Genomic DNA, 22,065 nt, shown 5'->3' with positions numbered 1-22,065 from the left:
AGCCCCGAGCGAGCATCAGATTTTCATGGTCCGGTGAATCTCCCGCTCACTGGCCTCTCGCGCATGCCGCCGCAACCGATACTGCAAAAACACTACCGGCAGCCACAGCAGGAAAACGGCACCGGTCAGCGCAATCGCCAATTGCAGCCAGTGTTGTTGCAGCCAGCCCGGGTTGATCGCCAGCATACCGGCGGCGCTGCCCAGCAAGGTCACGATTGCGCTACAGGTAAAAATCCAGTCCGCCGCCACCGTCTCGCGGCTGATCCAGCGCAACACCTGCAGGTCCCCGGAAAGCCAGCCGCGTAGCGTTAGTGTGGTGCCTCATACTAAATGCGGTTATCAGAGCCCCCCAAATTGTTCACAGTTAGGCGCCGCTCGCAGGGAATGGCGCGCCCTTTTCAAGAGCGGCAACGCGGCTGTGGACAATTTGGGGGGCTCCCTTCGGGCGGGCCGCTAAGCAGCCATCTGCGGCGTTGCATTCGCTTGACGTAGAAACAACTACGCCAGCGCGAATGCGCCTTGCATCTGGCCGCTTAGCGGCCCGCTGATAACCGCATTTAGTATGAGGCACCACACCTGGCGATGCCGATACCGGTGCCCAGCACGACCATCGCGCTCAGCACGTGCAATGCCTTCAGCAGCAGGTAGATGCTCACGAGCCGGCCGCCAACCTCGGCGTCGCGGGGATCTGCGGTTCCAGGCGCTCCATCGCGGTAACCACGGAGTAGGGCGTCAGTTCGGCGAGAATCTCCTCCAGGCCGAGCAGTTGCCAGCAGGCCCGGGCGCCGGCGAATGCCTGTTCGCCGCGCAGTAGCTTGCGGGCCATGGCGGCGGCCGGCGCGGCCGGGATCCAGGGGCCGGCGCCGTTCAGGCCGAGGATCTGCCATTGATAGGAAGCCGCCTCGCCGCGGGAATCCTCTCCGTCCGCGCGGACCAGCATGCCACCGTGACTGCTGCCGCCGGGCCAATGGTCGGCGAGCTTGCGGCCGAGACTGGCGAGGCGGCTGTTGGCGACCGGGAAATCCGATCGCACCAGGCGCGCACACAGGGTCAGCGCCGTCTGCAGTGTGCGGGGCTCGACGCCGGTGGCAAAACGCGCGCCCTGCAGATTCGCAAAGTGCCGCGGGCAGAGTTCCAGGTCCGGTACGTCGAAGTCGCACAGCCAGCGTTCGCCCACCGGGTGCGCCAGCGTTACCCGGCGCAGGTGGTTGCCGGCGTAGGACTCGCGCCACTGACCGTCCTGCAACTGGGGAAAGCTTTCACCGAGGGATTCGAAACCGGCGCGCACCGTGGCCAGGCCGCGATCTATGCGGTGTGCCGGGGCTATCGCAATCTCCACCGCGCGGATGTTCGGCAGTTCCCGCTGGATCTCCTTCAGCACTGCGGAACTGAGTGCCGGCAGGCTGCTGGCGCCGGAGACCATGGCGATGCCGGCGGCCTCGGCAGCGGGGGAGAGGCGGTGGAAGTCGCACACGAAGCGGCGCGCGTCGGCGATATCGAGATAGGGGGTGCGGGATTCGATGCAGGCCCGGGCGACGCGGTAGTCCGACTCTCTCTGGAAGGGGCCGGCGCAGTGGATCAGCAGGTCCAGGTGCAGCGCCTTGAGCTGTGCGGCCAGGTTGACGGCGTCCCGCTCCAGGCGCAGGCCCTCGGCCAGGCCGGGCAGCTTGGACGCGCAGAGTTCGGCCCGGAATTTGTCGCGCCCGGCGATGATCAGCTGCAGATCCGCTTCGCTGCTCAGCAGCTGCGCTATGCGCGAGCCGAAGGTGCCGTAGCCGCCGAGGATCAGTACGCGCTTTTTGTAATTCATCACCCTGGTCGCCCCAATCCCCGTGCATTCCCCTGGTAGGGCGGATGCGCTTGACGCTTACCCACCCTACGCTGTTTCCCGAGTCCCGAGTCCCGAGTCCCGAGTCCCGAGTCCCGAGTCCCCAAATCATCCTATGGGCCAGTGGATCAGTTCAAGGGCATGCCCGTCGGCCTTCACGCACCAGCCTCGCTCGCCCCAGTCGCCCAGCACTATGCGCTCGGCCGGTTCGCCATCGATGGTCAGTTGGTGGCGGCCGGGTCTGTGGGTGTGGCCGTGGATCAGGGTGCGCACGCCCTGTTCGCGCATGGCCCTCTCCACCTCTTCCCCGGTCACGTCCATGATGTCCTCGGCCTTGCGGCTGGCCATGGACTTGGACACGGCGCGGATCTGCGCGGCGATGGCCCGGCGCTCCTCCAGCGGCTTGGCCAGCAGAGCCTCCTGCCAGTTGGGATCCCGGGCCTGTTGTCGGAAGGCGAGATACTCGGTGTCGCGGGTGCAGAGGGTGTCACCGTGCATTAGCAGCACCCTGTGGTCGCCCAGGGTGATGGGGCTGGGGTCCGGCAGCAGCACGGCGCCGGCGCGCTGGGCGAAGTCCTGGCCGAGCAGGAAGTCCCTGTTGCCGTGCATCAGGTACACCTCGGCGCCGGTGCCGCTATAGCGGCTGAGCTCTTGTACTACCTCCCTGCCCAGGGGCGCATCGTCGTCGTCGCCGATCCACACCTCGAAGAAGTCGCCGAGTATATACAGCGCCTCGGCTCCGGCGGCGCGGCCGCGCAGGAAGTCGAAGAAGGCTTCGGTGATCTGCGGGCGGCTCTCGTCCAGGTGCAGGTCGGAGATCAGGTAGGTGGTCACGGCGATTGCCTCCTTGGCGTGGACTGTTAGGCACTGGCTATTGTAGGAGCGGTCCGGCCGGGAGCGGCCCATGGCCGCGATCGACGGTCGGGAGGTCACCGAGCCAGCGGGGTGGCACAATGCAAGGGCCCGCATCCGGTGGCTATCCGGGAAATGTTTGCCGATGAGGCTTTTTCCCGGGTGGCCATCGGATGCGGGGCCGATCGGAGCCCTTGGAGTTCGTGGCTCCGAACAAGCTCCGATCGCGGCCATGGGCGGATGGCCGCCCCGCCGCTCCTACAAGGGGGAAAGAGGATCAGTCCTCGGCGATGGTCACGCCGGTGATCTCGATGGTCTCCAGCGGCACGTCCTGGTGGAAGTCCTTGCTGCCGGTCTTGACACCCTTGATCTTGTTGACCACGTCCATGCCCTCGACCACCTTGCCGAATACGCAGTAGCCCCAGCCCTGAGCGTCCTTGCTGCGGAAGTTCAGGAAGTCGTTGTCCTTCACGTTGATGAAGAACTGGGAGCTGGCGGAGTGGGGGTCCATGGTGCGGGCCATGGCCAGGGTGCCGGTGTCGTTCTTCAGGCCGTTGTCCGCTTCATTCTCGATCGGCTCGCGGGTCTCTTTCTGCTGCATGTCCGGGGTCATGCCGCCGCCCTGGACCATGAAGTTGTCGATCACCCGGTGAAAGATGGTGCCGGTGTAGAAGCCGTCCTGGCAGTACTGCAGGAAGTTGGCCGCGGTCTTGGGGGCCTTGTCGAAGTCCAGTTCGATGGCGATATCGCCGTGTGTCGTGTGCAGGGTGATCATAAAACATCCTATTTGGGGTGAGTCTGGACGCGGATGATACCCGCTGGCCGCAGTAGTGCAAAAGGGTCCCGGTGCTAGGCTATAATCCGCCGCTTACATCGCCGAGCTGTATATAGAGAATCCTATGACATCCGAGAGCAAGCCCGCTCACTTTTTACAGAACATCATTCGCGAAGACCTGGCCGAGGGCCGGGTATCCCAACTGGCCACCCGCTTCCCGCCGGAGCCCAATGGCTACCTGCATATCGGCCACGCCAAGTCCATTTGCCTCAATTTCGGCCTGGCGCAGGAGTTCGGCGGCACCTGCAACCTGCGCTTCGACGATACCAACCCGGCCAAGGAAGAGGAAGAGTATGTAGACGCGATCAAGCGTGACGTCTCCTGGCTGGGCTTCCAGTGGAATGGCGAGGCCAAGTACACCTCGGATTATTTCGACCAGCTGTACGACTGGGCCCTGCATCTCATCAACGAGGGCAAGGCCTACGTCTGCCACCTGTCCCCGGAAGAGGCGCGCCACTACCGCGGCACCCTGACCGAGCCGGGCAAAAACAGCCCCTACCGCGACCGCCCGGTGGAGGAAAACCTGGCGCTGTTCGAGCAGATGAAGAACGGCGAGATGGCAGAGGGCGAGTGCAGCCTGCGCGCCAAGATCGATATGGCCGCGCCCAACATCAACCTGCGCGACCCGATCATCTACCGCATCAAGAAGATGGCCCACCACCAGACCGGCGACAAGTGGTGCATCTACCCCAGCTACGACTTCGCCCACGGCCAGTCCGATGCGATCGAGGGGATCAGCCACTCCATCTGTACCCTGGAGTTCGAGGACCACAGGCCCCTGTACGACTGGTTTATCGACAACCTGCCGGTGCCGGCGCGCCCGCGCCAGTACGAGTTCGCGCGCCTGCAGCTGAACTACACGGTGGTATCCAAGCGCAAGCTGAAGCAGCTGGTGGACGAAAAGCATGTGGACGGCTGGGACGACCCGCGCATGCCGACCCTGTCCGGTCAGCGCCGCCGCGGCGTGCCGCCCAGGGCCATCCGCAACTTCTGCGAGATGATCGGCGTGACCCGCTCCGACTCGGTGGTGGACGTGGGCATGCTCGAATATTGCATCCGCGACGAACTGGACAAAAACGCCCCGCGCGCCATGTGCGTGATGGAGCCGCTCAAGGTCACCCTGAGCAACTACCCGGAGGGCAGGGAGGAGATGCTCAGTGCCCCCGGCCACCCGGTGCGCGACGATCTGCCGTCGCGGGAACTGCCGTTCACCCGCACCCTCTATATTGAAAAGGAGGACTTCCGCGAGGAGGCCAACAAGAAGTACAAGCGCCTGGTGCTGGGCAAGAAGGTGCGCCTGCGCAACGCCTATGTGATCCAGGCGGACGAGGTGGTCAGGAACGACGCCGGCGAGATAGTCGAGATCATCTGCTCCGTGGATCTGGACACCCTGGGCAAGGACCCGGCGGACGGCGTCAAGCCCAAAGGCGTGATCCACTGGGTCTCCGCCGAGAAGAACGTCGACTGTGAGGTGCGTCTCTACGATCGCCTGTTCAGCGACCCGGCCCCGGATTCCGGCGACAAGAATTTCCTCGACTTCGTGAACCCGGACAACCTGAAGATTCTCGAAGGCTGCAAGGCGGAAATCGGCCTGGCGCAGGCGGAGCCGGAACAGAGCTACCAGTTCGAGCGCAACGGCTACTTCTGTCGCGACAACAAGTACGGCAGCGCGGAAAAGCCGGTATTCAACCGCACCATCGGCCTTCGCGACAGCTGGGCCAAGGAACAGGATACATAAGTAGTCGAGTAAGAACGCAAAAGGTTGATGCGAAGGACCTGATGTCGGTGGTTCTTTGCGGGACTGTTGGCTAGAGGGACCTCGCCGACAAGCCTACAGGGATGTATTCACGGCGTGTCCCGCAAAGAACCACCGGCAGCAGGCCCGCCCCGCAGCCAGAAAAGAACGAGCAATCGGAGCGGCCTTGTGGCCGCGAAAAACTGAAGTTATGCCTCTACAGCTCTACAACACTTTCTCCGGAAAGAAAGAAACCTTCAAACCGCTGGTGGAAGACCGGGTGCGCATGTACGTCTGCGGCCCCACCGTCTACAACCGCGTACATATCGGCAACGCCCGCCCGGCGGTGGTCTTCGACACCCTCTACCGCCTGCTGAAGAAAAACTTCAGCGACGTGATCTACGCGCGCAATATCACCGATATCGACGACAAGATCATGAAGGCGGCGCGGGACAACGGCGAGGAGATCGGGGCCCTGTCGGCGCGCTTCTCCCAGGCCTATTTCGAGGATATGGCCGCGCTCAACAACCTGGAGCCGGACGTCATCCCCTACGCCACCCAGCACCTGCCGGAAATGATCGACATGATCGAGCGGCTGATCGAGAAGGGGCACGCCTACGCCGCGGAGGGCCATGTGCTCTTTGCGGTGGAGACAATGGAGGACTACGGCCAGCTGTCCAAGCGCTCCCTGGACGATATGCTCGCCGGCGCCCGCGTCGAAGTGGCGCCCTACAAAAAGTATGCGGGCGACTTTGTACTGTGGAAGCCCTCCAACGAAGACGAGCCCGGCTGGGACAGCCCCTGGGGCCGCGGCCGCCCGGGCTGGCACCTGGAGTGCTCGGCGATGATCAAGAAGCACTTGGGCGACACCATCGATATCCACGGCGGCGGCCGCGACCTGACCTTCCCGCACCACGAGAACGAGCGCGCCCAGAGCTGCTGCGCCAACGGCGTCGACTTCGTGCGCTACTGGATGCACAACGGCTACGTCAATATCGAGGGCGAGAAGATGTCCAAGTCCCTGGGCAACTTCCGCATGGTCAACGACCTGCTCAAGCAGTACCCGGGCGAGGTGCTGCGCTTCGCGCTGCTGTCCGCCCACTACCGCTCGGAACTGAATTTCAGTTCTGACCTGTTGGACCAGGCGTGGCGCAGCCTCGACTCCCTCTATGGTGCTTTGCGCGAGGCGCAAAGCATAAAAGAAGAAGAGGTGGATCTCGGGGGCGCCGCATTTATGGCCGCTCTCGAGGACGACCTGAATACCCCCATTGCCATTGGCGAACTGCACCAGATGGCCAAAGAACTGAACAAGTCCGATGACGCCGGAAAGGCGCGTTGGAAGGCCTTGTTACTGGCCGCAGGCCAGCAACTGGGCATACTGCAGCAGGACGCCGAGGCCTGGTTCAAACAGGCCCGTGGCGGCGAGGAGATCAGTGAAGAGGAAATCGAACGGCTGATCGCCGAGCGCGCCCAGAGCAAGAAAGACAGGAACTTCGCCCGCGCCGACGAGATCCGCGAGGAACTGAAGGCCAAGGGGGTGGTGCTGGAAGACAGCCGCGAAGGTACCAAGTGGCGCCGGGAATAGAAACTGTACTTTGTAGGAGCCTGCTGTGACCGCCATGGATGGCGGAGTGCCGCCCAGCGGAAATGCAGATTTTGCAGGAGCAAAAATCTGCCAGGCGAATAACTACGGAGTCCTTTTCTTTTCGCCTGCAAGCAGGCTCCTACAGGCAAAATTTCGTAGGATGGGCAAAGCGCAGCGTGCCCATCAAACTAGGCTGATGGGCACGCTGCGCTTTGCCCATCCTACAAATAAACAGAAGGCAGAATGAAAAAAATATTTGTCCTCACAACCTCCATCGCCGCCCTGCTGACCCTCACCGCCTGCGAACCCAAACGTGGCTCGGAGAAGTGGTGCAAGAAAATGGACGAAGTCCCCAAGGGCGAGTGGACCCTGAACGACGCCAGCGACTACACCAAGTACTGCGTATTCAAGCAGAAGCCCGAAGAAGAATAAGCGGAATCGACGCCGTTGTTCTTCGTCGACGCCTACCAGCACTTCTTCCGCCCGCTCACCGGTAAATACCGCGAACAGGTGGTGGAATGCCTGCGCCTGCTGTACGAGCGCCTGTACACCGCCAAGGCGGACTACGGCGAGTCGCTGGCGCGCGAGCAGATACTGGAAATCTTTGCCGAGGCCCTGACCCGCGCGCCGCAGCTGGACAGCGATGACAACTCCCAGGAACCCGAAAGCCGTTTCAGAAACCTGCGCGAGCAGGCCGGCTGGGTGCTGAACACACTGGTTGATTTTGGCTGGCTGGAAAAGCAGGTGGACAGCGCGACCCTGTCCGCCACCTATCCCTTCAGCCGCCGCGGCCGCCTGTTCACCCAGCCGCTGGTGGAGGTCAACAGCACCCGTGTGCGCACCCGCCACCGCAATACCCGCAACACCCTCAATGCGCTGGAGGCCTTCGCGGGCCGGGGAGAGATCCACGACCTGATCGACGCCTGGGAATATTCCGAACGCATCGTCGCCGACTTCACCGACATGATCGCCGAGCTGGAGGAGCGCAAGCGCGAGCTGGTGCGAGAGGTGGAGGCGCAGCTGCTGGTGCAGCAGGCCACCGACGAGTTCTTCTCCTTTATGGAGAGCCGCTTCCAGCCGGACCTGGCCATCCGCCTGTCCGCGGACAGCGTGGAGAAACACCGCGACTCCATCGGCAAGGTGATAGCGCGCATCCGCCGCAAGGACAAGGCCCTCAAGGCGGAGTGGGAGAGGCGCCTGCGCCAGCTGCTGCCGGAGCTGGTGGAGGAGGGCCGCTCGCTGCTGTGGCTGATGCTGGACACCATCGAGGACCGCATGCGCCGCGCCTGCGAGATCAAGCTGCCGGCGCTGCGCCGCGCGCTGCAGGGATTCACCAAGCGCGCCGATATCATCATCCGCCAGCTGAGTTACCTGCACAGCCAGTCGGACGGCGACTTCGCCGACCTGTGCCAGCGCCTCGGCGACAACCCGGAGAAATCCGCGCTGCTGGAAAAACTCGGCGATGAACTGGGCGGTTTCCAGCTGCGCCTGTTCGACCCCAGGCAGACTCAGCTGTGGCAGCGCAGCCGCCGCCAGCCGGTCAATACACGGGTGGATGAGGAGGCACCGCTGGCCGAGGACAGCCGCCGGGACATAGTGCTGCAGCAGCTGCTTGACCAGGCCTTCAATTTCAACGGCGGCGACCTGCGCCACTACCTGCAGGATGCCCTCGGCAGCGGCCGCCGTATCAACAGCCGCGACCTGCCGCTGAGAGATGCCCGCGACCTGCTGGCGATGAGCCACGCACTGGAGGCGGCCGCGGTCAACCAGAGCGGCGCCGCGGCGCTGACGGTGGAATTCACCGGCGAGACCGCCAGCAACGACTATTTCGAGAAATTTGACGAATACATCCTGGAACTGAAAGAAAGTGATTGAACAGGCCCTGGAAGAAGCGCTGGAAAAGTGCAAGCTGACCCGCGGGGAATTCTCCGAGCTGCTGGTGCGCCTGCTGGACTACGGCGTTATCTGCCGCGACGAGAGCCAGGTGGAGACGATCCTGTACGACCGCTTCCAGCGCTGTGAACAGCTGATCCGCGAATGGCTGGCACCCCTGGGGCTGCGCCTGCAGCACGACAGCCGCTTCCAGTTTATCCGCGTCTACCCCCCCGGTGCCGAGGTGCCGGGTATGCCGGACCAGGAGGAGCCCCACCACGGCGGCTTCCGCGCGCGCCTGACCCAGCAGGAGGTGGCGGCCATACTGGTGCTACGGGTCGAGTACGACAAGGCACTCCGGGAAGGGCAGGTGGATGAGAGTGGCTGCGTCGCGCTCTCCCTTGAGGCGCTGGAGCTGGGCCTGCGAAACCTGCTGAAAATGTCCCTGCCGGACAAGCTGGCGGAGCGCAAAAACCTGCTGAAAAAACTGCGCCAATTGCGCTTGGTGCAGTTCACCGGCGACGAGGCGGAGACCCTCGCGGAAATCTGGCTGCGGGTGCGCCCGACCATCGCCCATTTTGTCAGCGAAGAGACGCTGCAGCAGCTGTTCGACGGACAGCCGCAGGAACAGGAAACGGAAGAGGTGGAACGCATAACCCCGGACAGCGAGGATCACAGCCTCTTCGTCGAAACCGAATCGTAGGGTGGATGCGCTTGACGCTTATCCACTCTACAAATAAAAAATAACTGCTGAGCACGCGCAATTCGCATGTTTCTGAAAAAACTGATCCTGATCAACTGGGGCAATATCCCCCAGCTGGAATACGAATTCGGCCCTATCAATTTATTCTCCGGCGGCAACGGCTCCGGCAAGACCACGGCGGCCGATGCCATCCAGACGCTGATGACCGCGGCCCACGACACCCTGTTCACCTTCAACCCGGGCCAGGACGAAACCACCCAGCGCGGCCGCGGCGGCAAGCAGGTGCGCACCCTGGCCTCCTATGTGCTCGGCTGTGACGACGGCAGCTACGCGCGCCTGCAGCCGACGGACTGTTACATCGCCGGCGTCTTCCATCCCACTGCCGGTGAGGACGGCGACCCCTTCACCTCGGTAATGGCCATCCGCGCCCACCTGGACACCAGCAGCAAGCCGGCCCAGGCACGCCAGGACGACCTGCGTTTCTTTATCTTCCCCGGCGAGCAGCTGTCCATCGGCGACTTTATCCGCGAGTACAAGGACGGCAAGCACCTGCTGCCGCTGGACAAGTTCCATTCGGTGCTGGGCAAACAGTTCGAGAAGGTCGAGCAGTACGACAAGAAGAAGGCCTACCTGCGCCGCCTCTACGGCGCCCTGCGCGGCCGCCGCGACGCGGTGCCGGACCGCGAGGCCATGCATGCAGCGCGCACCTTCTCCAATTTTATGGCCTACAAGCCGGTCAAGAGCATCAACGACTTCGTCGCCCAGGAGGTGCTGGAGAAGCGCGATCTGGGCGATGCCATCCGTTCCGTCTCCGAGTTGATGAAAACCATCCACGCCATGGAGCTGGAGGCGCGCCAGATCGTCGAGCGGGTCGCGTCCCTGGAGCAGATTGCCAGGTCCGCGGACCTGTACCGCGAGCAGTGGCTGCAACTGCGCCTGCAGGAATACCTGCAGGCGCGCCACCGCCAGTTGCGGGTGCAGAAAACCTATCTCGCCGGCAAACAGAACCAGCAGCAGCTGCGCGCGGACCTGCAGAGCAACGAGCGCGAGACGCGCCTGGCCTCGGAGCGCGCCGAACAGCTGAACCAGCAATTGGTGGAACTGCAGGCCCAGCGCCTGGGTATCGACGCCCTGCGCACCAAGGACGAACTGGAACAGCGCATCAAAAACGCACACCGCCAGCTGTCGGAGCAGGGCGGTCCGCTGGCGATCCAGGAGCAATGCTGGCAGCGCAACCGCGACGCCGCCGGCCAACTGCTGGAACTGTTGAACGGCACCGCCGCGGAGCTGGAAATCCCGGCGCTGCGCAACAAGGCCCTGGCGCAGTGCATCAAACAGCTGGCCCGCGAGGAGGATCTGCCGGACCTGCACAAGCTGCTGGGCAAGGACTGGATAGACCTGGCCGCGCTGGATCCGCTGCGCGAGCGCGCCGCCGAAGCCGAGGCGTTGCACAACAAGCTGTACGGCCTGATTTCCGGTACCGAATCGAGCGACACCTCGTTGCGGGAACAGATAAACCAGCAGGTATCCCGCTGGGAACTGAAGGTGCAGCAGTTGCAGCAAAAACTGCACACTCAGGAGAGCCGCATCCAGCACCTGCAGGCCAACCGCGTGCGCTACCCGCAGTCGGTGGAGCAGGCCCTGGCGGCCATCCGCGAGCAGTGTCCCCAGGCCGAGCCGCGGGTATTGTGCGATTATGTGGAAGTGCTGGACGAGCGCTGGCAGATGGCGGTGGAGGGCTACCTTGGCGGTGCGCGCTTCTCGATTATCGTCGAGCCGGACTACGAGGCCGCGGCCATCCGCATAGTCCGCAACCTGCCGGGGCGCAACAACCGCGCGCGGGTGATCCAGGGGGACAAGGCGCGCCGCGATGCCGAGCGGGCATCGATGCCAAAAGACTCCATCGTCGAACTGATGGAGTTCAACCACAAGACCGCCGAATACTATCTGCGCGCCTCCTACGGCTCGGTGCTGCAAGTGCGGGATGAGAACGAACTGCGCGGCACCCGCCGTGGCCTGACCGCCGACGGCATGGCCAGCGGCAACTACAGTATGTGGCGCTGCGATATCGACGACGCCGAACTGGTGTTTGGTCAGGGCGCCCGCGCCCGCGCGCTGGCCGCGCAGCAGCAGGCGCTGGAGCAGCTGCTGGCGGAAGCCGCACAGGTCAACGAGCAGCACAGCCTGTACCGCCGGGTGGCCGCCGCGGTGCGCGACCTGAACGGACTGCAGCTGCTGCCGGTGGTGGACGCGGCCCTGGCCGCCCAGCGCGAGTGGCGCAGCGCCGAGCAGGCACTTGAAAACCTGGACCTGAAAGACTGCGAGCAGCTGGAGCGGCAGGTGGCGGAGCTGAAGGAACAGCTGCAGGCGCAACAGAAACTGCAGTCGTCGTTGCTGCACGACGCCGGCAAACTGGAACGCGACCTGGAAAATACCGGCAAGCAACTGAAGGCGCTGTCGGCTGAGCTGGACTCTCTGGACGAGGCGCTGAGCGACTGCGAAGCCGCGGTGCGTCGCATAGCGCAGATACGTCCCGATTACGATGCCGAGAAGGTGCTGGAACAGGCGGACGAACAGGCCGGGCGCGCCGGCGACAATTTCGACTTCGGTGCAGACATCGAGGAGTGGCAGGGCCTACTGGAGAAATACAGTCGCCAGCTGGACAGGGCGGTGATGGACTACAACGCCCACTGCGCCGCCGGCGATACCCTGGCGTTCGAACCGGACCTGGCCGCGGGCCACAATGAGGCGCTGTTCAAACTGGTGTGCAGCCTGCACGACCAGGTGGAGGCATTGCGCAACCGATTGAAAAACAATTTGCTGGTGGACCGCCACGAGCAGTTGCTGGGGCTGAAGAAATCCTTCAATACCACCTTCGTCACTCATCTGTGCCACGCCATTTACCAGTCCATCAACGACGGCAAGCGGGTGCTGGACGACCTGAACAAAGAGCTGGAGCACCACCGCTTCGGCGCCGACCGCGAGCGCTTCCGCTTCGCCTACAGCTGGGTGCCGGAGTTCCGGGAGTACTGGAACTTCTTCAAGGCGGTGATCGAGCTGCCGAGCCTGGGCGAGGAGGAGAGCCTGTTCGACGCCCAGCTGTCCCCGGCGCAGCAGAAGGTGCGCGACAGGCTGCTGGATATGCTGCTCTCCGACGACGAACAGCTGGCGCGGCGGGAGCTGGATCGCATCAGCGACTACAGGAATTACCGCAACTACGAGATCTTCAAGGAGCCCGAGGGCAAGGAGCCGATAGCGCTCAGCCAGTACGGCACCGGCTCCGGCGGCCAGCTGGAAACACCGGCGTACATCATCCGCTCCGCGGCGGTGACCTCGGCCTTCCGCTTCAACGAGGGCAGCAGCCACCTGCAGATGGTGCTGGTGGACGAGGCCTTCTCCAAGATGGACGAGTCCCGCTCCAAAGAGGTGATCCGCTACCTGACCGAGACCCTGGGCCTGCAGCTGCTGTTTATCATGCCCAGCAGCAAGTCGGGGCCCTTTATGGACCTGATCTCCAACCAGTTCGTGTTCAGCAAGTGCCCGAGTGCCAAAACCATCGGCCAGCTCAACACCCGCGTCTATGTGGACCGCAAGGTCTGCAACCGGGAGAAGATCGCCGAGCTCTGGGCCAACCACCGCCGCACGATTCGCCAGCAGGCGTCGCTGGATTTTATGGAGCTGGTAGAAACTTGAGGCAGACTCTTCTGTAGGAGTGGCCGTTGGCCGCGATCGATGTGGCTACTGGCAGATACCGATCGCGGCCACCGGCCGCTCCTACAGGGGGCATAGGTGAAAATAGGGAGAGAAGAGCATGACCAGGCGCATTCCCGATCTGGCGGCGGCAAATCCGGTGATCATGGGGTTGCTGGAATACGTGCTCGACAAGCGGGACGAGCAGATTCTCTCCGGCGAGGAAAAAACCATCGCCATGACCCTGGATCCCCCAAAGGCGCCCCGGGCCCTGCGTGCCGCCCTGGCACCTTTCGCCGACCCAACCTACGACGACGGCGAGCTCTGGGACGAGCTGAAATGGCTGTCCCAGGACTACCGCTGCTTCTCCATCAAAACGCCGGCGCGCCGGTCGACTGGTGCCGCCCCCTGGCAGGGGGCGCGTCTCTACTTCGAAGACAATCGCGAGGCGATGATTCGCGAGTGGCTGGACAGACCGCGCCCGCAGCGGGTGGACCCGGAATGGCAGGCGGCGCTGACCAGATTTGCCGGCCGCTTTGAAAATCCGGACTCTTTTCCGCGGGGCGGCCTTCCGCCGGGCGGCGTGGAGCTGGATCCCGGTTTCGACAGTTTCGAAGAATTGCTGGCCTGTTGGGCTTCAGTGGGCGGGGAGCTGGATCGCAGCGACAGCCTCTCCTGGCGCCAGCTGTCGGCACGCTGTTTTCTCGGCGACTCCAAATACCTGGACGGGGAGGGGCGCCAGGCACTGGTGCGCGCGCTCTTCCCAAGCCTCTGCGGTAGAGTCCGCGAGCGGCCGCTGCTGATGCACCTGTACCTGCCGCAACAGACCGAGCGGGTGCTGCTGGTGGAGAACCAGGACTCCTTCCTGATGCTGGCGGACTGCCGACCCGAGACCACCGCCCTGGTCTATATCGAGGGCTACCGCGGCGGCGCCGCGCGGGTGCGCGCGCCCGGCGTGGCCCGCTTCAGCACACTGAACGAGGCACCGCAATCGGCGCGCCGGGATTTCCTGCAGTGGTGGCAGGGGCAGGGCGCGGAGGAGCTGCCGGTGTACTTCTGGGGCGACCTGGACTACGAGGGCATGCAGATAGCCGCCGCCCTGCGGCGCAGTTTTACTGACCTCGACTGCTGGCGGCCGGGTTACGAGCCGATGCTCGAGCGGCTGCGCGCTGGCGGTGGCCACCGGCCACAGCAGGCCAGGAAGATCGGGCAGCGGGCCATCGAGAGTACCGGCTGCGAATATGCCGATGGGGAGCTGGTCCCGGCGCTGTGGCAGTTCGGCCGCTACGTGGACCAGGAGGCGGTGACGCCGGAGCAGCTGCTTGCCGCAACACAATTCGCCGGCCTCTAGACACGTAGGTTGGGCTGAGTGCAGCGAAGCCCAACGGGTCCCGGGGCAATGGGGTTGACTCGCGCCATCCGTGGCGCTCGCCCTTCGGGCGCCTTCGGCGTCCCAATTTGCTCCCGGCAAATTTGGTCGCAAGACTCACCCCAGCCTACACACTCGCCGCTAACCACTGGGAGCACAGTCTGGCGGGCCTGACCAAGGCTCGGCAGTCAGTTTCCACTATTGCGTTTTATGCGCAGGTTCTCGGAAGATGCGGCCAATTTGCTGTAAATAATACCCTTTGCCTAAAAGGGAATTTTCCGGAGATTACCATGCGTCAGTTTTCCATTCTGGTTGTCTTTGTCCTCGCCTTTGGCGGTGCCGCGGTGCTGTACGAAAAGGAGAGCCGCAAGGTCAAGGGGGTATTGACCCAGATCACCGAGCTGCAGGCGCAGTTGGGGGACCTCCAGGCGGAGGTCAACCGGCTCAACGGCGAGCTGGAGGCGGTCAAGCTGGCGGAGCGCCGCCGCCCGGACCTGAAGACCATCGCCGGCCGCATCCGCGGTGAGGAACGCCCGGTCAGGACGGCGCCGGTGCGCACTGCCGAAACCGGCAGTTCGCGTCAGCTGATCGCGTCCGACGTCACCAGCGCACCGCCGGCCATCCGCGCCGGAGGCGGTGAAGAAGGGGACGGTGCCGAGTGGAATCGCCCCACGGTCGATGCGGAACAGTACCAGCCGGCCAGTTCCGGCGATTCGGATTCGCAACAGCCGGTGGATCCCTACCAGTAGAGCCTGTCTTCGCGCATTGAATTCGCGCCGCCAGCCCCCAGATTGTCCCCGGACAGTTTGGGGGCTTTGTCGTTATGCTGAGCCAGGATTTATCAGCCCGGAGCGGATTATGTCATCGAACAGTTTTTATTCTTCACTCAGCGAGCAGCTGGCGGCCCTGCTGTCCGGGGAGCGGGACTGGCTGGCCAATACCGCCAACGCCAGCGCGCTGCTGTTTATGGAGCTCGAGGATATCAATTGGGCCGGCTTCTATTTCCTCTACGGCGATGAACTGCGCCTGGGGCCCTTCCAGGGCAAGCCGGCCTGTACGCGGATTCCGGTCGGCGCGGGGGTCTGCGGTACGGCTGTGGCGACCGGCGAGCCGCAACTGGTGGAGGATGTGCACCGGTTTCCCGGCCATATCGCCTGCGATGCGGTCTCCGCATCCGAGGTGGTGATTCCCCTCTACGCCGGGGGGCGCTGTCTCGGTGTTCTGGATGTCGACAGTCCCAGCCTGGCGCGCTTCACCGTCGAGGACCTGGCCGGGCTGCAGGAGTTTGCCCGCGTCCTGCTGAACTGCTCTGAAATTCCCCCCGTTATTCCCCATAGCCTTTAGGGGGGCAGCTGATGGCGCTGCTATGGCAGAAGCGGGTGGGGAGCAACCACTACCAGGTGCGCAGTCACGGTGCCAGCGTGCGTCTCTACAGCAACGGCGTCTTTCACTCCCAGTGGAATCCGCGGGATCCGTTGAAGGGGTCCCTGTGGGAGTTGTTGCTATTGCCGGCCTTCTTTATTCCCGAACGGCGGATCCGCTCGGTGCTGCTATTGGGTGTGGGCGGCGGCGCCCTGGTCCGCCTGCTGCAGCGGTTTGTCGGGCCGGCCAGGATTGTCGGCGTGGACCTGGATGCGACCCACCTGCAGGTGGCGCGCAGGTACTTCGGTGTGCGCGATGCCGAGCTGGTGCGCGCCGATGCGAGGGATTTTGTCGCCGACCAGCTGAGAGCAAAAGAACAGGGTTCCTTTGACCTGGTTATCGACGACCTTTTTGGCCACGGCAGTGGCGAGGCGGAGCGCACCGTTGTGGCGGATTCGCACTGGTGTGGAAAGCTATTGCAACTGCTGAGCCCGGATGGCCTGCTGGTCGGCAATTTCGGCAGCCGCCGCGAACTGCTGGCCAGCGGCTGGCGGGAAAAATCCATTCGCGGACAGCTGCGCGGCGGCTGGACTGCTGAACTGCCTGCCTATGAAAACTGTGTACTGGCCGTCAGCCGTCAGCCGCTGTCCCTGGCCGGCCTGGCATCCCGCGCGCCGGATGCCATCAACCCCCGCAACCCATCCCGGCGGCTGGACTGTCGACTGAAACGTCTTCCCTGATTTTCCAGCCATCTCAGGCTAACCGCTGCGCCAATATCGGTTGGCGCCCGTTGTCACCCCGTGTCTATACTGAAAAAAAGCATATTGTGTTCCGGGGCCGGTCGATGCGGTACAAAACTGTGGAGGAAGTGATCCAGGAAGGGCGGGACTTTCATGCCAAGCTGGCGCAGCAGTACGCGGAGTACGAGCAACTCGCCACCGACAGGCGCATAGAGCTGCTGCTGGACCAGCTGCGACGGCGGGAGGATTCCATGAAGCACTCGTTGGAAAACTTCCACGACGACCTGACCCCCGGCGCCCTGCACACCTGGGTCCAGTTCGCCCCGGAGGGGCGCGAGAAGGAGTTCCTGCAGCGACTGCGCAATGTCGACATCACCGACCTGGATGAGATCGCCAAACTGGCGATGGACATCGAGATGTATTTATCGGACCAGTACCGCGACCTGGCCCAGGGCGCCGAGACACCGTCGGCACGGGATGCCTTCGAGCGCCTGCGGGAACTGGAGGAGCTGGAGGAGCATACCCTGTCGATGAATCTGTTCAATCTGCGGGATTACTAAGCCGCGGAAACTGCAACTCCGTGGAATCTGACGCGTAGGGGCGAACCTTGTGTTCGCCCCTTCATCGTATTGTCGTCATACCAACGCAGGCCGGAATCCAGGTGGCACTGAACTGGATGCCGGCCTGCGCGGTATGACGAGCCGTTAGAACCTCGAGCGTGAACAGAGTACCTACAGAATAAGCTTGTAGACGCAGAAGCCCTTGTCTTTGACCAGCAGCTGCACTTCGGAAAAGTAATCCCGCCCCTTCCTCGACAGCGGAATAAACTCGTTGACCACGAAGAGTGCGAATCCGGCCGGTTTCAGCAGGCGCGCGCCCTGGGAGAGAAAGCGATTTGTCAGGTCCCCCTCCACCTGGAATCCCTGGTGAAAAGGTGGATTGCAGATCAGCAGGTCGGCGATCCCGCCTTCCAGTTCGGCGCCGGCGTCGGACGGCACCACCACCCCCTCCAGTCCCAGCTCGTGGAAGTTTTTACCGCAGGCGAGCAGGGCGGCGGCATTGTTGTCAGTGGCGGTAAAGTGGAAGTGCCCGTGCCTGGACAGTTGCGCGCACAGGTAGCCGTAGCCGCAGCCGAGATCGAGCACGCCGGCATCCGCGGGCGGCAGGTGATCCCGAAACTGCTCGGCGAGCAGGGCGCTGCCGCGGTCGATCTTGTTCCAGCCGAACAGGCCGGGTTTGCTGTAGAGTCCGTCCAGCTCCTCCGGCCGGCGCAGTCTGGTGTAATCCTGGTCGTCGATTTTCTCACCGCCGCGGCCGTGCAGCGGATTGCTGCTCGTGTATTCCGTGCCGTGTTTTTGCAACTGTCTGGTGCAGCCAAACCGTTGCGCCGCCTTGGCCGCATAGCTTTTGATACCGCTCTGCTTGCCACCCAGCAGCACCAGCTCGCCGCCTTCGTCGAGGAATTGCGGTGCGCGGTTGATGATATGGTGCACCACCGCCTTTTCCTTGGAGACCGGGTAGACGATGCGGCGGTAGTTGCGCTCCAGTTCCTCGAAATGGAAATCGCTGAAAAAACTGCGCCCGGTTTTGCCCTCGGCGAGCCTGGCGATATCCCAGCGGTTGCTGAGCAGGTCGCCGGCAAAGGAAAAACCCCGCTGCAGCAGAGCCTTGCTGTTTTCGTCGGCGATCCACAGGGTTTCCCGGGGGTCTATCTGCAGTTCCTGGCTGAGTAACGTGACCATTCAGTTTTCAGGTTTGTAGGGTGGGCAAAGGAGCGCAGCGACGTGCCCACTGGGTGAGAGTTGATGGGCACGCTGCGCTTTGCCCATCCTAAGAAGCTATTTCACCGAGGCGATTTCTTCTTGGGTGAGGGGGCGGTACTCCCCTTCCTGCAGGTCTTCGTCCAGGACTATGTCGCCGATCCGTTCGCGGTGCAGCTCCAGTACCTTGTTGCCGAGCGCCGCGAACATGCGCTTGACCTGGTGGTAGCGGCCCTCGCTGATGGTGAGTCGCACCTCGTTGGCGAAGAGGATTTCCAGCTTGGCCGGCTTGGTTCTCTTCTTCTCGTACTCCAGCCAGATACCCCTGGCAAATTTCTCGATCGCATCCTCGTCGATCCTCTCCGCCAAGTGCGCGTAGTAGGTCTTGTCGCAGTGGTGGCGGGGGGAGGTGACCTTGTGGGACCACTGGCCGTCGTCGGTGAGCAGCACCAGGCCGGTGGTGTCGATATCCAGGCGGCCGGCGATATGCAGATTGTATTTGTTGGGCTCGTCGATCAGGTCGAGCACCGTCGGGTGCTCGCTGTCCTTGGTGGCGCTGACGTAGCCCAGTGGCTTGTGCAGCATAAAATAGCGCGGGCCCGGCTCCAGCAGTGGTTCACCGTCCAGGCACAGGGTGTCTGTCTCCGCCACCTTGGTGGACGGGTCCGTCACTACTTCTCCATTGACGGTGATACGCTCCGCCCTGGCGGCGCGCTTGACGTCCGAGCGGGAGAGGTCGGTGACCTGGCTTACGGCTTTATCTAGGCGCATGGATGTTTCCTCTCCTTCCTGAATCCGGGGAGGAGGCTTGGGTGCGGGCGACTACTGAAAATTTTCGGAGTTTACTCCCTCTCCCCCTGGGGGAGAGGGTTGGGGAGCGGGGTAGATCAACCCCCGATCTTGCGCTCGCCCGAATCCACCGACTGGTAGATCAGCGTATTGATGGTCATGGGGCCGACGCCGCCGGGCACCGGCGTGTAGGCGGCGGCGCGCTCCGCCAGCGGGCCCAGCTCGATATCGCCGACGCCGCCGGGGTGATAGCCGGCATCCACCACCACGGCGCCGTCTTTGATCCACTCGGCCTTGATGAATTCCGGCTTGCCCACGGCGCCGACAACGATGTCCGCACGGCGGATATGCTCGGCCAGGTCCCGGGTGCGGGAGTGGCAGATGGTCACTGTGGCATTGGCGTTCAGCAGCATGGCCGCCATCGGCTTGCCCAGGATGGGGCTGCGGCCGACGACCACGGCGTGCTTGCCGGCGATGTCGATATTGTAGGCCTCCAGCAGGCGCATGATGCCCTTGGGGGTCGCGCAGCCGTAGGCCTCCTCACCCATGGCCATGCGGCCGTAGCCGAGGCAGGTCACCCCGTCCACATCCTTGTCCAGGGCGATGGCATCGAAGCAGGCGCGCTCGTCGATCTGCGCCGGCACCGGGTGCTGCAGCAGAATGCCGTGCACATTGGGGTTGGCATTCAGCTCTTCGATCTTGGTCAGTAGCTGCTCGGTGGTGGTGGAAGAGGGCAGTTCCACCTGCAGGGAGTCCATGCCGACGCGGCGGCAGGCATTGCCCTTCATTTTGACGTAGGTGGCGGAGGCGGGGTCGTCGCCCACCAGGATGGTCGCCAGGATCGGCGTCTGACCGCCGCTCTTCTCCTTCAGTGCGGCCACGCGGGCCGAGAGTTCTTCTTCCGTTTTCTGTGCCAGGGCTTTGCCGTCCAGAACCAGTGCAGACATAGGTGTATCTCAAACAATAAGGAATCTTGGGCTGATTGGCCGGAAGAGGCCCTTGTGCGGCATCCGGCCCGGATTGCGAAGCGCGCTATTTTCGCACAGGCCGCGAATAATTTCCCCACCTGGTCACGGGCCCCGGTTGAGGGGCTAAACTTCTGCAAAAAGAATAGCTTAGCGCCGTTGACTCCCCCGGGGGCTGTCAGTATTATGCGCGCTCTTCGCAAGGGAGGCGGCTTCGAAACTGCACTACAGTAGCTGTTCGCAAGGCGCGGCCCCAGCGATGAAAGAAGGTTTGCGGGGCATAGCGCAGTCTGGTAGCGCGCCTGCTTTGGGAGCAGGATGTCGGGGGTTCGAATCCCTCTGCCCCGACCACGTTTATCGGGTTTACCTTGCGCCCGTAGCTCAGCTGGATAGAGCATCCGCCTTCTAAGCGGATGGTCGCAGGTTCGAGTCCTGCCGGGCGTGCCATATTGTTAGTGGCTAGTGTTAGCTCGGCGACTTCGATAGGGTCCGCTGCCAGCTTGTAGTCGCAGGACTATTCCGGCCCATCAGCAAGCTGATGGGCGCCAAAACGACCGCGAAGCGGTGCTTCGCAAGCGGCCGTTTTGGCCCTGCCGGGCTTAGCGGCCCGGTCGGAGGTAGGGTGGATAAGCGCCAAGCGCATCCACCAGATTGCGTCGCCACAGGGCGCAATGACATATCACTTTCTATGGTGGCCGTAGCTCAGTTGGTAGAGCACAGGATTGTGGCTCCTGAGGTCGCGGGTTCGATCCCCGTCGGCCACCCCATTTCCCGAAAGCCCGGCTTAGGGCTCGCGTAGGGATAACTTCGTCGCACCGAGAGCGCAGCTGCGCCGCGCCGGCAAGGCGCACTTCGCCGGCAATGGCGCGCCTTGTCAAGAAGTGCAACACCGCAGGCGTGGCGCAGATGCGCTCGAATGCAGAAGTTATCCCTACGCGAGCCCTTATGCCGGGCTTTCTCGTTTTGGAGTCCTGATACTATAAGCAGGTGCTTTACGGTGCCTGCGGCATTGTTTGATAATAAGCACCCCGATCTTTCGATAGCTTTTGGTTATAAGGGCTGCCGAAAGAAGCATAGAAATGAAGAATTGAGACTTGGAGTGATCGGTGACCGTAACAGTTGAGCGCAAGGCGACGAATGTGCATTGGCACGAGGGCGATGTGACCCGCGATGACAGGGCGAGCCTTCTCGGCCACAAGGGTGTGACCCTCTGGTTCACCGGCCTGTCCGGCTCCGGCAAGAGCACCGTCGCCGTCGCGGTGGAAAAGGCGCTGGCTGCCCGCGGTGTACTGAGTTACCGCCTGGACGGTGACAACATCCGCCTGGGTATCAACTCCAACCTCGGCTTCTCCGCCGAAGACCGCCAGGAGAACATCCGCCGCGTGGGTGAGATCTCCAAGCTGTTCGCCGACAGCGGCGTGGTAGTGCTGAGCAGCTTTATCAGCCCCTACCGCGAAGACCGCGAAATGGTGCGCCGCATCCATGAAGAGGGCGAACTGCCATACCTGGAAGTCTTCGTGGACTGCTCCCTGGAAGAGGCGGAGTCCCGTGATCCCAAAGGCCTGTACAAGAAGGCCCGCGCCGGCGAGATCCGCGGCTTTACCGGTATAGATGACCCCTATGAGGCGCCGACCTCCCCCGAATTGCATCTACGCACCGACCAGATGACCCTGGAGGACGAGGTTGAGATGATCATTTCCAATCTGCAGTCCCGTGGCATTATCGCCTGACCTATCCTTCCCCTGAGGGAGTCCGCGACTCGGGCTCCCTTCTTGCCCCGTGAATCTGGGCCGCAGATCGTTCCCCATTCGCGTGTCTTCAGGCGCCAACTGCCGGTAGGCCCGCCCATCCGTACATATACTTACTCAGGTTGTACCAAATAACGACGTAAGCAACTGTGGAGGCGTGTATGTCGGTTCGGAGAGCAGGGATTCTCTCTGGGGTTTTTTTTGCACTTGTGGCCTTGGTGGGGATTGGCGC

General features: G+C 63.1%; 19 protein-coding genes, 3 tRNA genes and 1 pseudogene. 16 read left to right on the top strand and 7 right to left on the bottom strand.

The genetic code is table 11. From position 1 onward, the window contains the following. Positions 1-15 precede the first annotated feature (15 nt). From AC6R19_RS13835 to AC6R19_RS13820, 4 genes and pseudogenes are all read right to left on the bottom strand, one after another. Positions 16-300 (bottom strand): annotated as a pseudogene (locus tag AC6R19_RS13835) (DUF2269 family protein); the annotation flags it as partial. A 352-nt stretch (positions 301-652) separates the two neighbouring features. After that, positions 653-1,810, bottom strand: a complete 1,158-nt coding sequence (locus AC6R19_RS13830; RefSeq protein ID WP_500580421.1) for a saccharopine dehydrogenase NADP-binding domain-containing protein — start codon at positions 1,808-1,810, stop codon at positions 653-655. A 126-nt stretch (positions 1,811-1,936) separates the two neighbouring features. Next, positions 1,937-2,662, bottom strand: a complete 726-nt coding sequence (locus tag AC6R19_RS13825) for a UDP-2,3-diacylglucosamine diphosphatase (protein WP_500580420.1) — start codon at positions 2,660-2,662, stop codon at positions 1,937-1,939. A 295-nt stretch (positions 2,663-2,957) separates the two neighbouring features. Then, positions 2,958-3,455 carry a peptidylprolyl isomerase gene (locus tag AC6R19_RS13820; RefSeq protein WP_500580419.1) on the bottom strand — a complete coding sequence of 166 codons (498 nt, stop codon included), beginning with the start codon at positions 3,453-3,455 and terminating at the stop codon, positions 2,958-2,960. Positions 3,456-3,579: 124 nt separating this feature from the next. Between AC6R19_RS13820 and AC6R19_RS13815 the strand changes: the two genes are divergently transcribed. The 12 genes from AC6R19_RS13815 to AC6R19_RS13760 all read left to right on the top strand — a co-directional run bounded on the left by AC6R19_RS13815 (position 3,580) and on the right by AC6R19_RS13760 (position 17,131). After that, positions 3,580-5,253 (top strand): glutamine--tRNA ligase/YqeY domain fusion protein, encoded by a 1,674-nt coding sequence (locus tag AC6R19_RS13815; protein WP_500580418.1) that lies wholly within the window; start codon positions 3,580-3,582, stop codon positions 5,251-5,253. A 208-nt stretch (positions 5,254-5,461) separates the two neighbouring features. Then, a complete protein-coding gene (gene cysS / locus AC6R19_RS13810) occupies positions 5,462-6,835 on the top strand; it encodes a cysteine--tRNA ligase (RefSeq protein WP_500580417.1) in 1,374 nt (457 codons plus the stop codon). A 25-nt stretch (positions 6,836-6,860) separates the two neighbouring features. After that, a complete protein-coding gene (locus AC6R19_RS13805) occupies positions 6,861-7,082 on the top strand; it encodes a hypothetical protein (RefSeq protein WP_500580416.1) in 222 nt (73 codons plus the stop codon). Next, entirely contained in the window at positions 7,079-7,267 is a 189-nt protein-coding gene (locus AC6R19_RS13800; protein WP_500580415.1) for a DUF3012 domain-containing protein, read from the top strand. The genes AC6R19_RS13805 and AC6R19_RS13800 overlap by 4 nt, the downstream gene beginning before the upstream one ends. A gap of 15 nt (positions 7,268-7,282) precedes the next feature. After that, the gene (locus AC6R19_RS13795; protein ID WP_500580414.1) at positions 7,283-8,710 is read left to right on the top strand and encodes a Wadjet anti-phage system protein JetA family protein; all 1,428 of its coding nucleotides are present in this window, start codon (positions 7,283-7,285) and stop codon (positions 8,708-8,710) included. Beyond that, on the top strand, positions 8,703-9,410 hold the full coding sequence (locus tag AC6R19_RS13790; RefSeq protein ID WP_500580413.1) for a DUF4194 domain-containing protein: 708 nt from the start codon (positions 8,703-8,705) through the stop codon (positions 9,408-9,410). Before AC6R19_RS13795 ends, AC6R19_RS13790 begins: the two co-directional genes overlap by 8 nt. 66 nt (positions 9,411-9,476) lie before the next feature. Further along, positions 9,477-13,103 carry an ATP-binding protein gene (locus AC6R19_RS13785; protein ID WP_500580412.1) on the top strand — a complete coding sequence of 1,209 codons (3,627 nt, stop codon included), beginning with the start codon at positions 9,477-9,479 and terminating at the stop codon, positions 13,101-13,103. Positions 13,104-13,221: 118 nt separating this feature from the next. Then, positions 13,222-14,451, top strand: coding sequence for a Wadjet anti-phage system protein JetD domain-containing protein (locus AC6R19_RS13780; RefSeq protein ID WP_500580411.1), 1,230 nt, complete (start codon positions 13,222-13,224; stop codon positions 14,449-14,451). Between the two features lie 308 nt (positions 14,452-14,759). After that, entirely contained in the window at positions 14,760-15,218 is a 459-nt protein-coding gene (locus AC6R19_RS13775; protein ID WP_500580410.1) for a hypothetical protein, read from the top strand. 109 nt (positions 15,219-15,327) lie between these two features. Then, a complete protein-coding gene (locus AC6R19_RS13770) occupies positions 15,328-15,813 on the top strand; it encodes a GAF domain-containing protein (protein ID WP_500580409.1) in 486 nt (161 codons plus the stop codon). Between the two features lie 11 nt (positions 15,814-15,824). Continuing rightward, positions 15,825-16,571 carry a methyltransferase domain-containing protein gene (locus tag AC6R19_RS13765; protein ID WP_500580408.1) on the top strand — a complete coding sequence of 249 codons (747 nt, stop codon included), beginning with the start codon at positions 15,825-15,827 and terminating at the stop codon, positions 16,569-16,571. 104 nt (positions 16,572-16,675) lie between these two features. After that, positions 16,676-17,131 carry a hypothetical protein gene (locus AC6R19_RS13760; RefSeq protein WP_500580407.1) on the top strand — a complete coding sequence of 152 codons (456 nt, stop codon included), beginning with the start codon at positions 16,676-16,678 and terminating at the stop codon, positions 17,129-17,131. Between the two features lie 171 nt (positions 17,132-17,302). Here AC6R19_RS13760 and AC6R19_RS13755 read toward each other — a convergent pair whose 3' ends face one another. The 3 genes from AC6R19_RS13755 to folD all read right to left on the bottom strand — a co-directional run bounded on the left by AC6R19_RS13755 (position 17,303) and on the right by folD (position 20,067). Continuing rightward, positions 17,303-18,313 (bottom strand): class I SAM-dependent methyltransferase, encoded by a 1,011-nt coding sequence (locus AC6R19_RS13755; RefSeq protein ID WP_500580406.1) that lies wholly within the window; start codon positions 18,311-18,313, stop codon positions 17,303-17,305. A 96-nt stretch (positions 18,314-18,409) separates the two neighbouring features. After that, complete coding sequence (gene rsuA, locus AC6R19_RS13750) at positions 18,410-19,102, bottom strand: 16S rRNA pseudouridine(516) synthase RsuA (RefSeq protein WP_500580405.1); 693 nt, start codon at positions 19,100-19,102, stop codon at positions 18,410-18,412. Between the two features lie 116 nt (positions 19,103-19,218). Beyond that, positions 19,219-20,067, bottom strand: a complete 849-nt coding sequence (folD, locus tag AC6R19_RS13745; RefSeq protein ID WP_500580404.1) for a bifunctional methylenetetrahydrofolate dehydrogenase/methenyltetrahydrofolate cyclohydrolase FolD — start codon at positions 20,065-20,067, stop codon at positions 19,219-19,221. A gap of 292 nt (positions 20,068-20,359) precedes the next feature. Between folD and AC6R19_RS13740 the strand changes: the two genes are divergently transcribed. The 4 genes from AC6R19_RS13740 to cysC all read left to right on the top strand — a co-directional run bounded on the left by AC6R19_RS13740 (position 20,360) and on the right by cysC (position 21,815). Further along, positions 20,360-20,436: transfer RNA gene (locus tag AC6R19_RS13740), tRNA-Pro, on the top strand. Positions 20,437-20,455: 19 nt separating this feature from the next. After that, positions 20,456-20,532, top strand: a tRNA-Arg gene (locus tag AC6R19_RS13735). A 244-nt stretch (positions 20,533-20,776) separates the two neighbouring features. Continuing rightward, positions 20,777-20,852, top strand: a tRNA-His gene (locus AC6R19_RS13730). Between the two features lie 339 nt (positions 20,853-21,191). After that, complete coding sequence (cysC, locus tag AC6R19_RS13725) at positions 21,192-21,815, top strand: adenylyl-sulfate kinase (RefSeq protein ID WP_500580403.1); 624 nt, start codon at positions 21,192-21,194, stop codon at positions 21,813-21,815. Positions 21,816-22,065: the final 250 nt, after the last annotated feature.

The sequence above is a fragment of the Microbulbifer sp. SE14 genome, from assembly GCF_059834885.1.
Note: the sequence above shows the minus strand (reverse complement) of the source record. Positions and strands in the feature narration are given on the sequence as shown.

What these genes read in the sequence shown, in the direction of transcription:
- AC6R19_RS13820 (WP_500580419.1), bottom strand. Translation starts at nt 3,455, where the DNA reads ATGATCACCCTGCACACGACACACGGCGATATCGCCATCGAACTGGAC.
- AC6R19_RS13775 (WP_500580410.1), top strand. Translation starts at nt 14,760, where the DNA reads ATGCGTCAGTTTTCCATTCTGGTTGTCTTTGTCCTCGCCTTTGGCGGT.
- AC6R19_RS13780 (WP_500580411.1), top strand. Translation starts at nt 13,222, where the DNA reads ATGACCAGGCGCATTCCCGATCTGGCGGCGGCAAATCCGGTGATCATG.
- AC6R19_RS13815 (WP_500580418.1), top strand. Translation starts at nt 3,580, where the DNA reads ATGACATCCGAGAGCAAGCCCGCTCACTTTTTACAGAACATCATTCGC.
- cysS (WP_500580417.1), top strand. Translation starts at nt 5,462, where the DNA reads ATGCCTCTACAGCTCTACAACACTTTCTCCGGAAAGAAAGAAACCTTC.
- AC6R19_RS13760 (WP_500580407.1), top strand. Translation starts at nt 16,676, where the DNA reads ATGCGGTACAAAACTGTGGAGGAAGTGATCCAGGAAGGGCGGGACTTT.
- rsuA (WP_500580405.1), bottom strand. Translation starts at nt 19,102, where the DNA reads ATGCGCCTAGATAAAGCCGTAAGCCAGGTCACCGACCTCTCCCGCTCG.
- AC6R19_RS13830 (WP_500580421.1), bottom strand. Translation starts at nt 1,810, where the DNA reads ATGAATTACAAAAAGCGCGTACTGATCCTCGGCGGCTACGGCACCTTC.
- folD (WP_500580404.1), bottom strand. Translation starts at nt 20,067, where the DNA reads ATGTCTGCACTGGTTCTGGACGGCAAAGCCCTGGCACAGAAAACGGAA.
- AC6R19_RS13765 (WP_500580408.1), top strand. Translation starts at nt 15,825, where the DNA reads ATGGCGCTGCTATGGCAGAAGCGGGTGGGGAGCAACCACTACCAGGTG.
- AC6R19_RS13785 (WP_500580412.1), top strand. Translation starts at nt 9,477, where the DNA reads ATGTTTCTGAAAAAACTGATCCTGATCAACTGGGGCAATATCCCCCAG.
- AC6R19_RS13800 (WP_500580415.1), top strand. Translation starts at nt 7,079, where the DNA reads ATGAAAAAAATATTTGTCCTCACAACCTCCATCGCCGCCCTGCTGACC.
- AC6R19_RS13755 (WP_500580406.1), bottom strand. Translation starts at nt 18,313, where the DNA reads ATGGTCACGTTACTCAGCCAGGAACTGCAGATAGACCCCCGGGAAACC.
- AC6R19_RS13770 (WP_500580409.1), top strand. Translation starts at nt 15,328, where the DNA reads ATGTCATCGAACAGTTTTTATTCTTCACTCAGCGAGCAGCTGGCGGCC.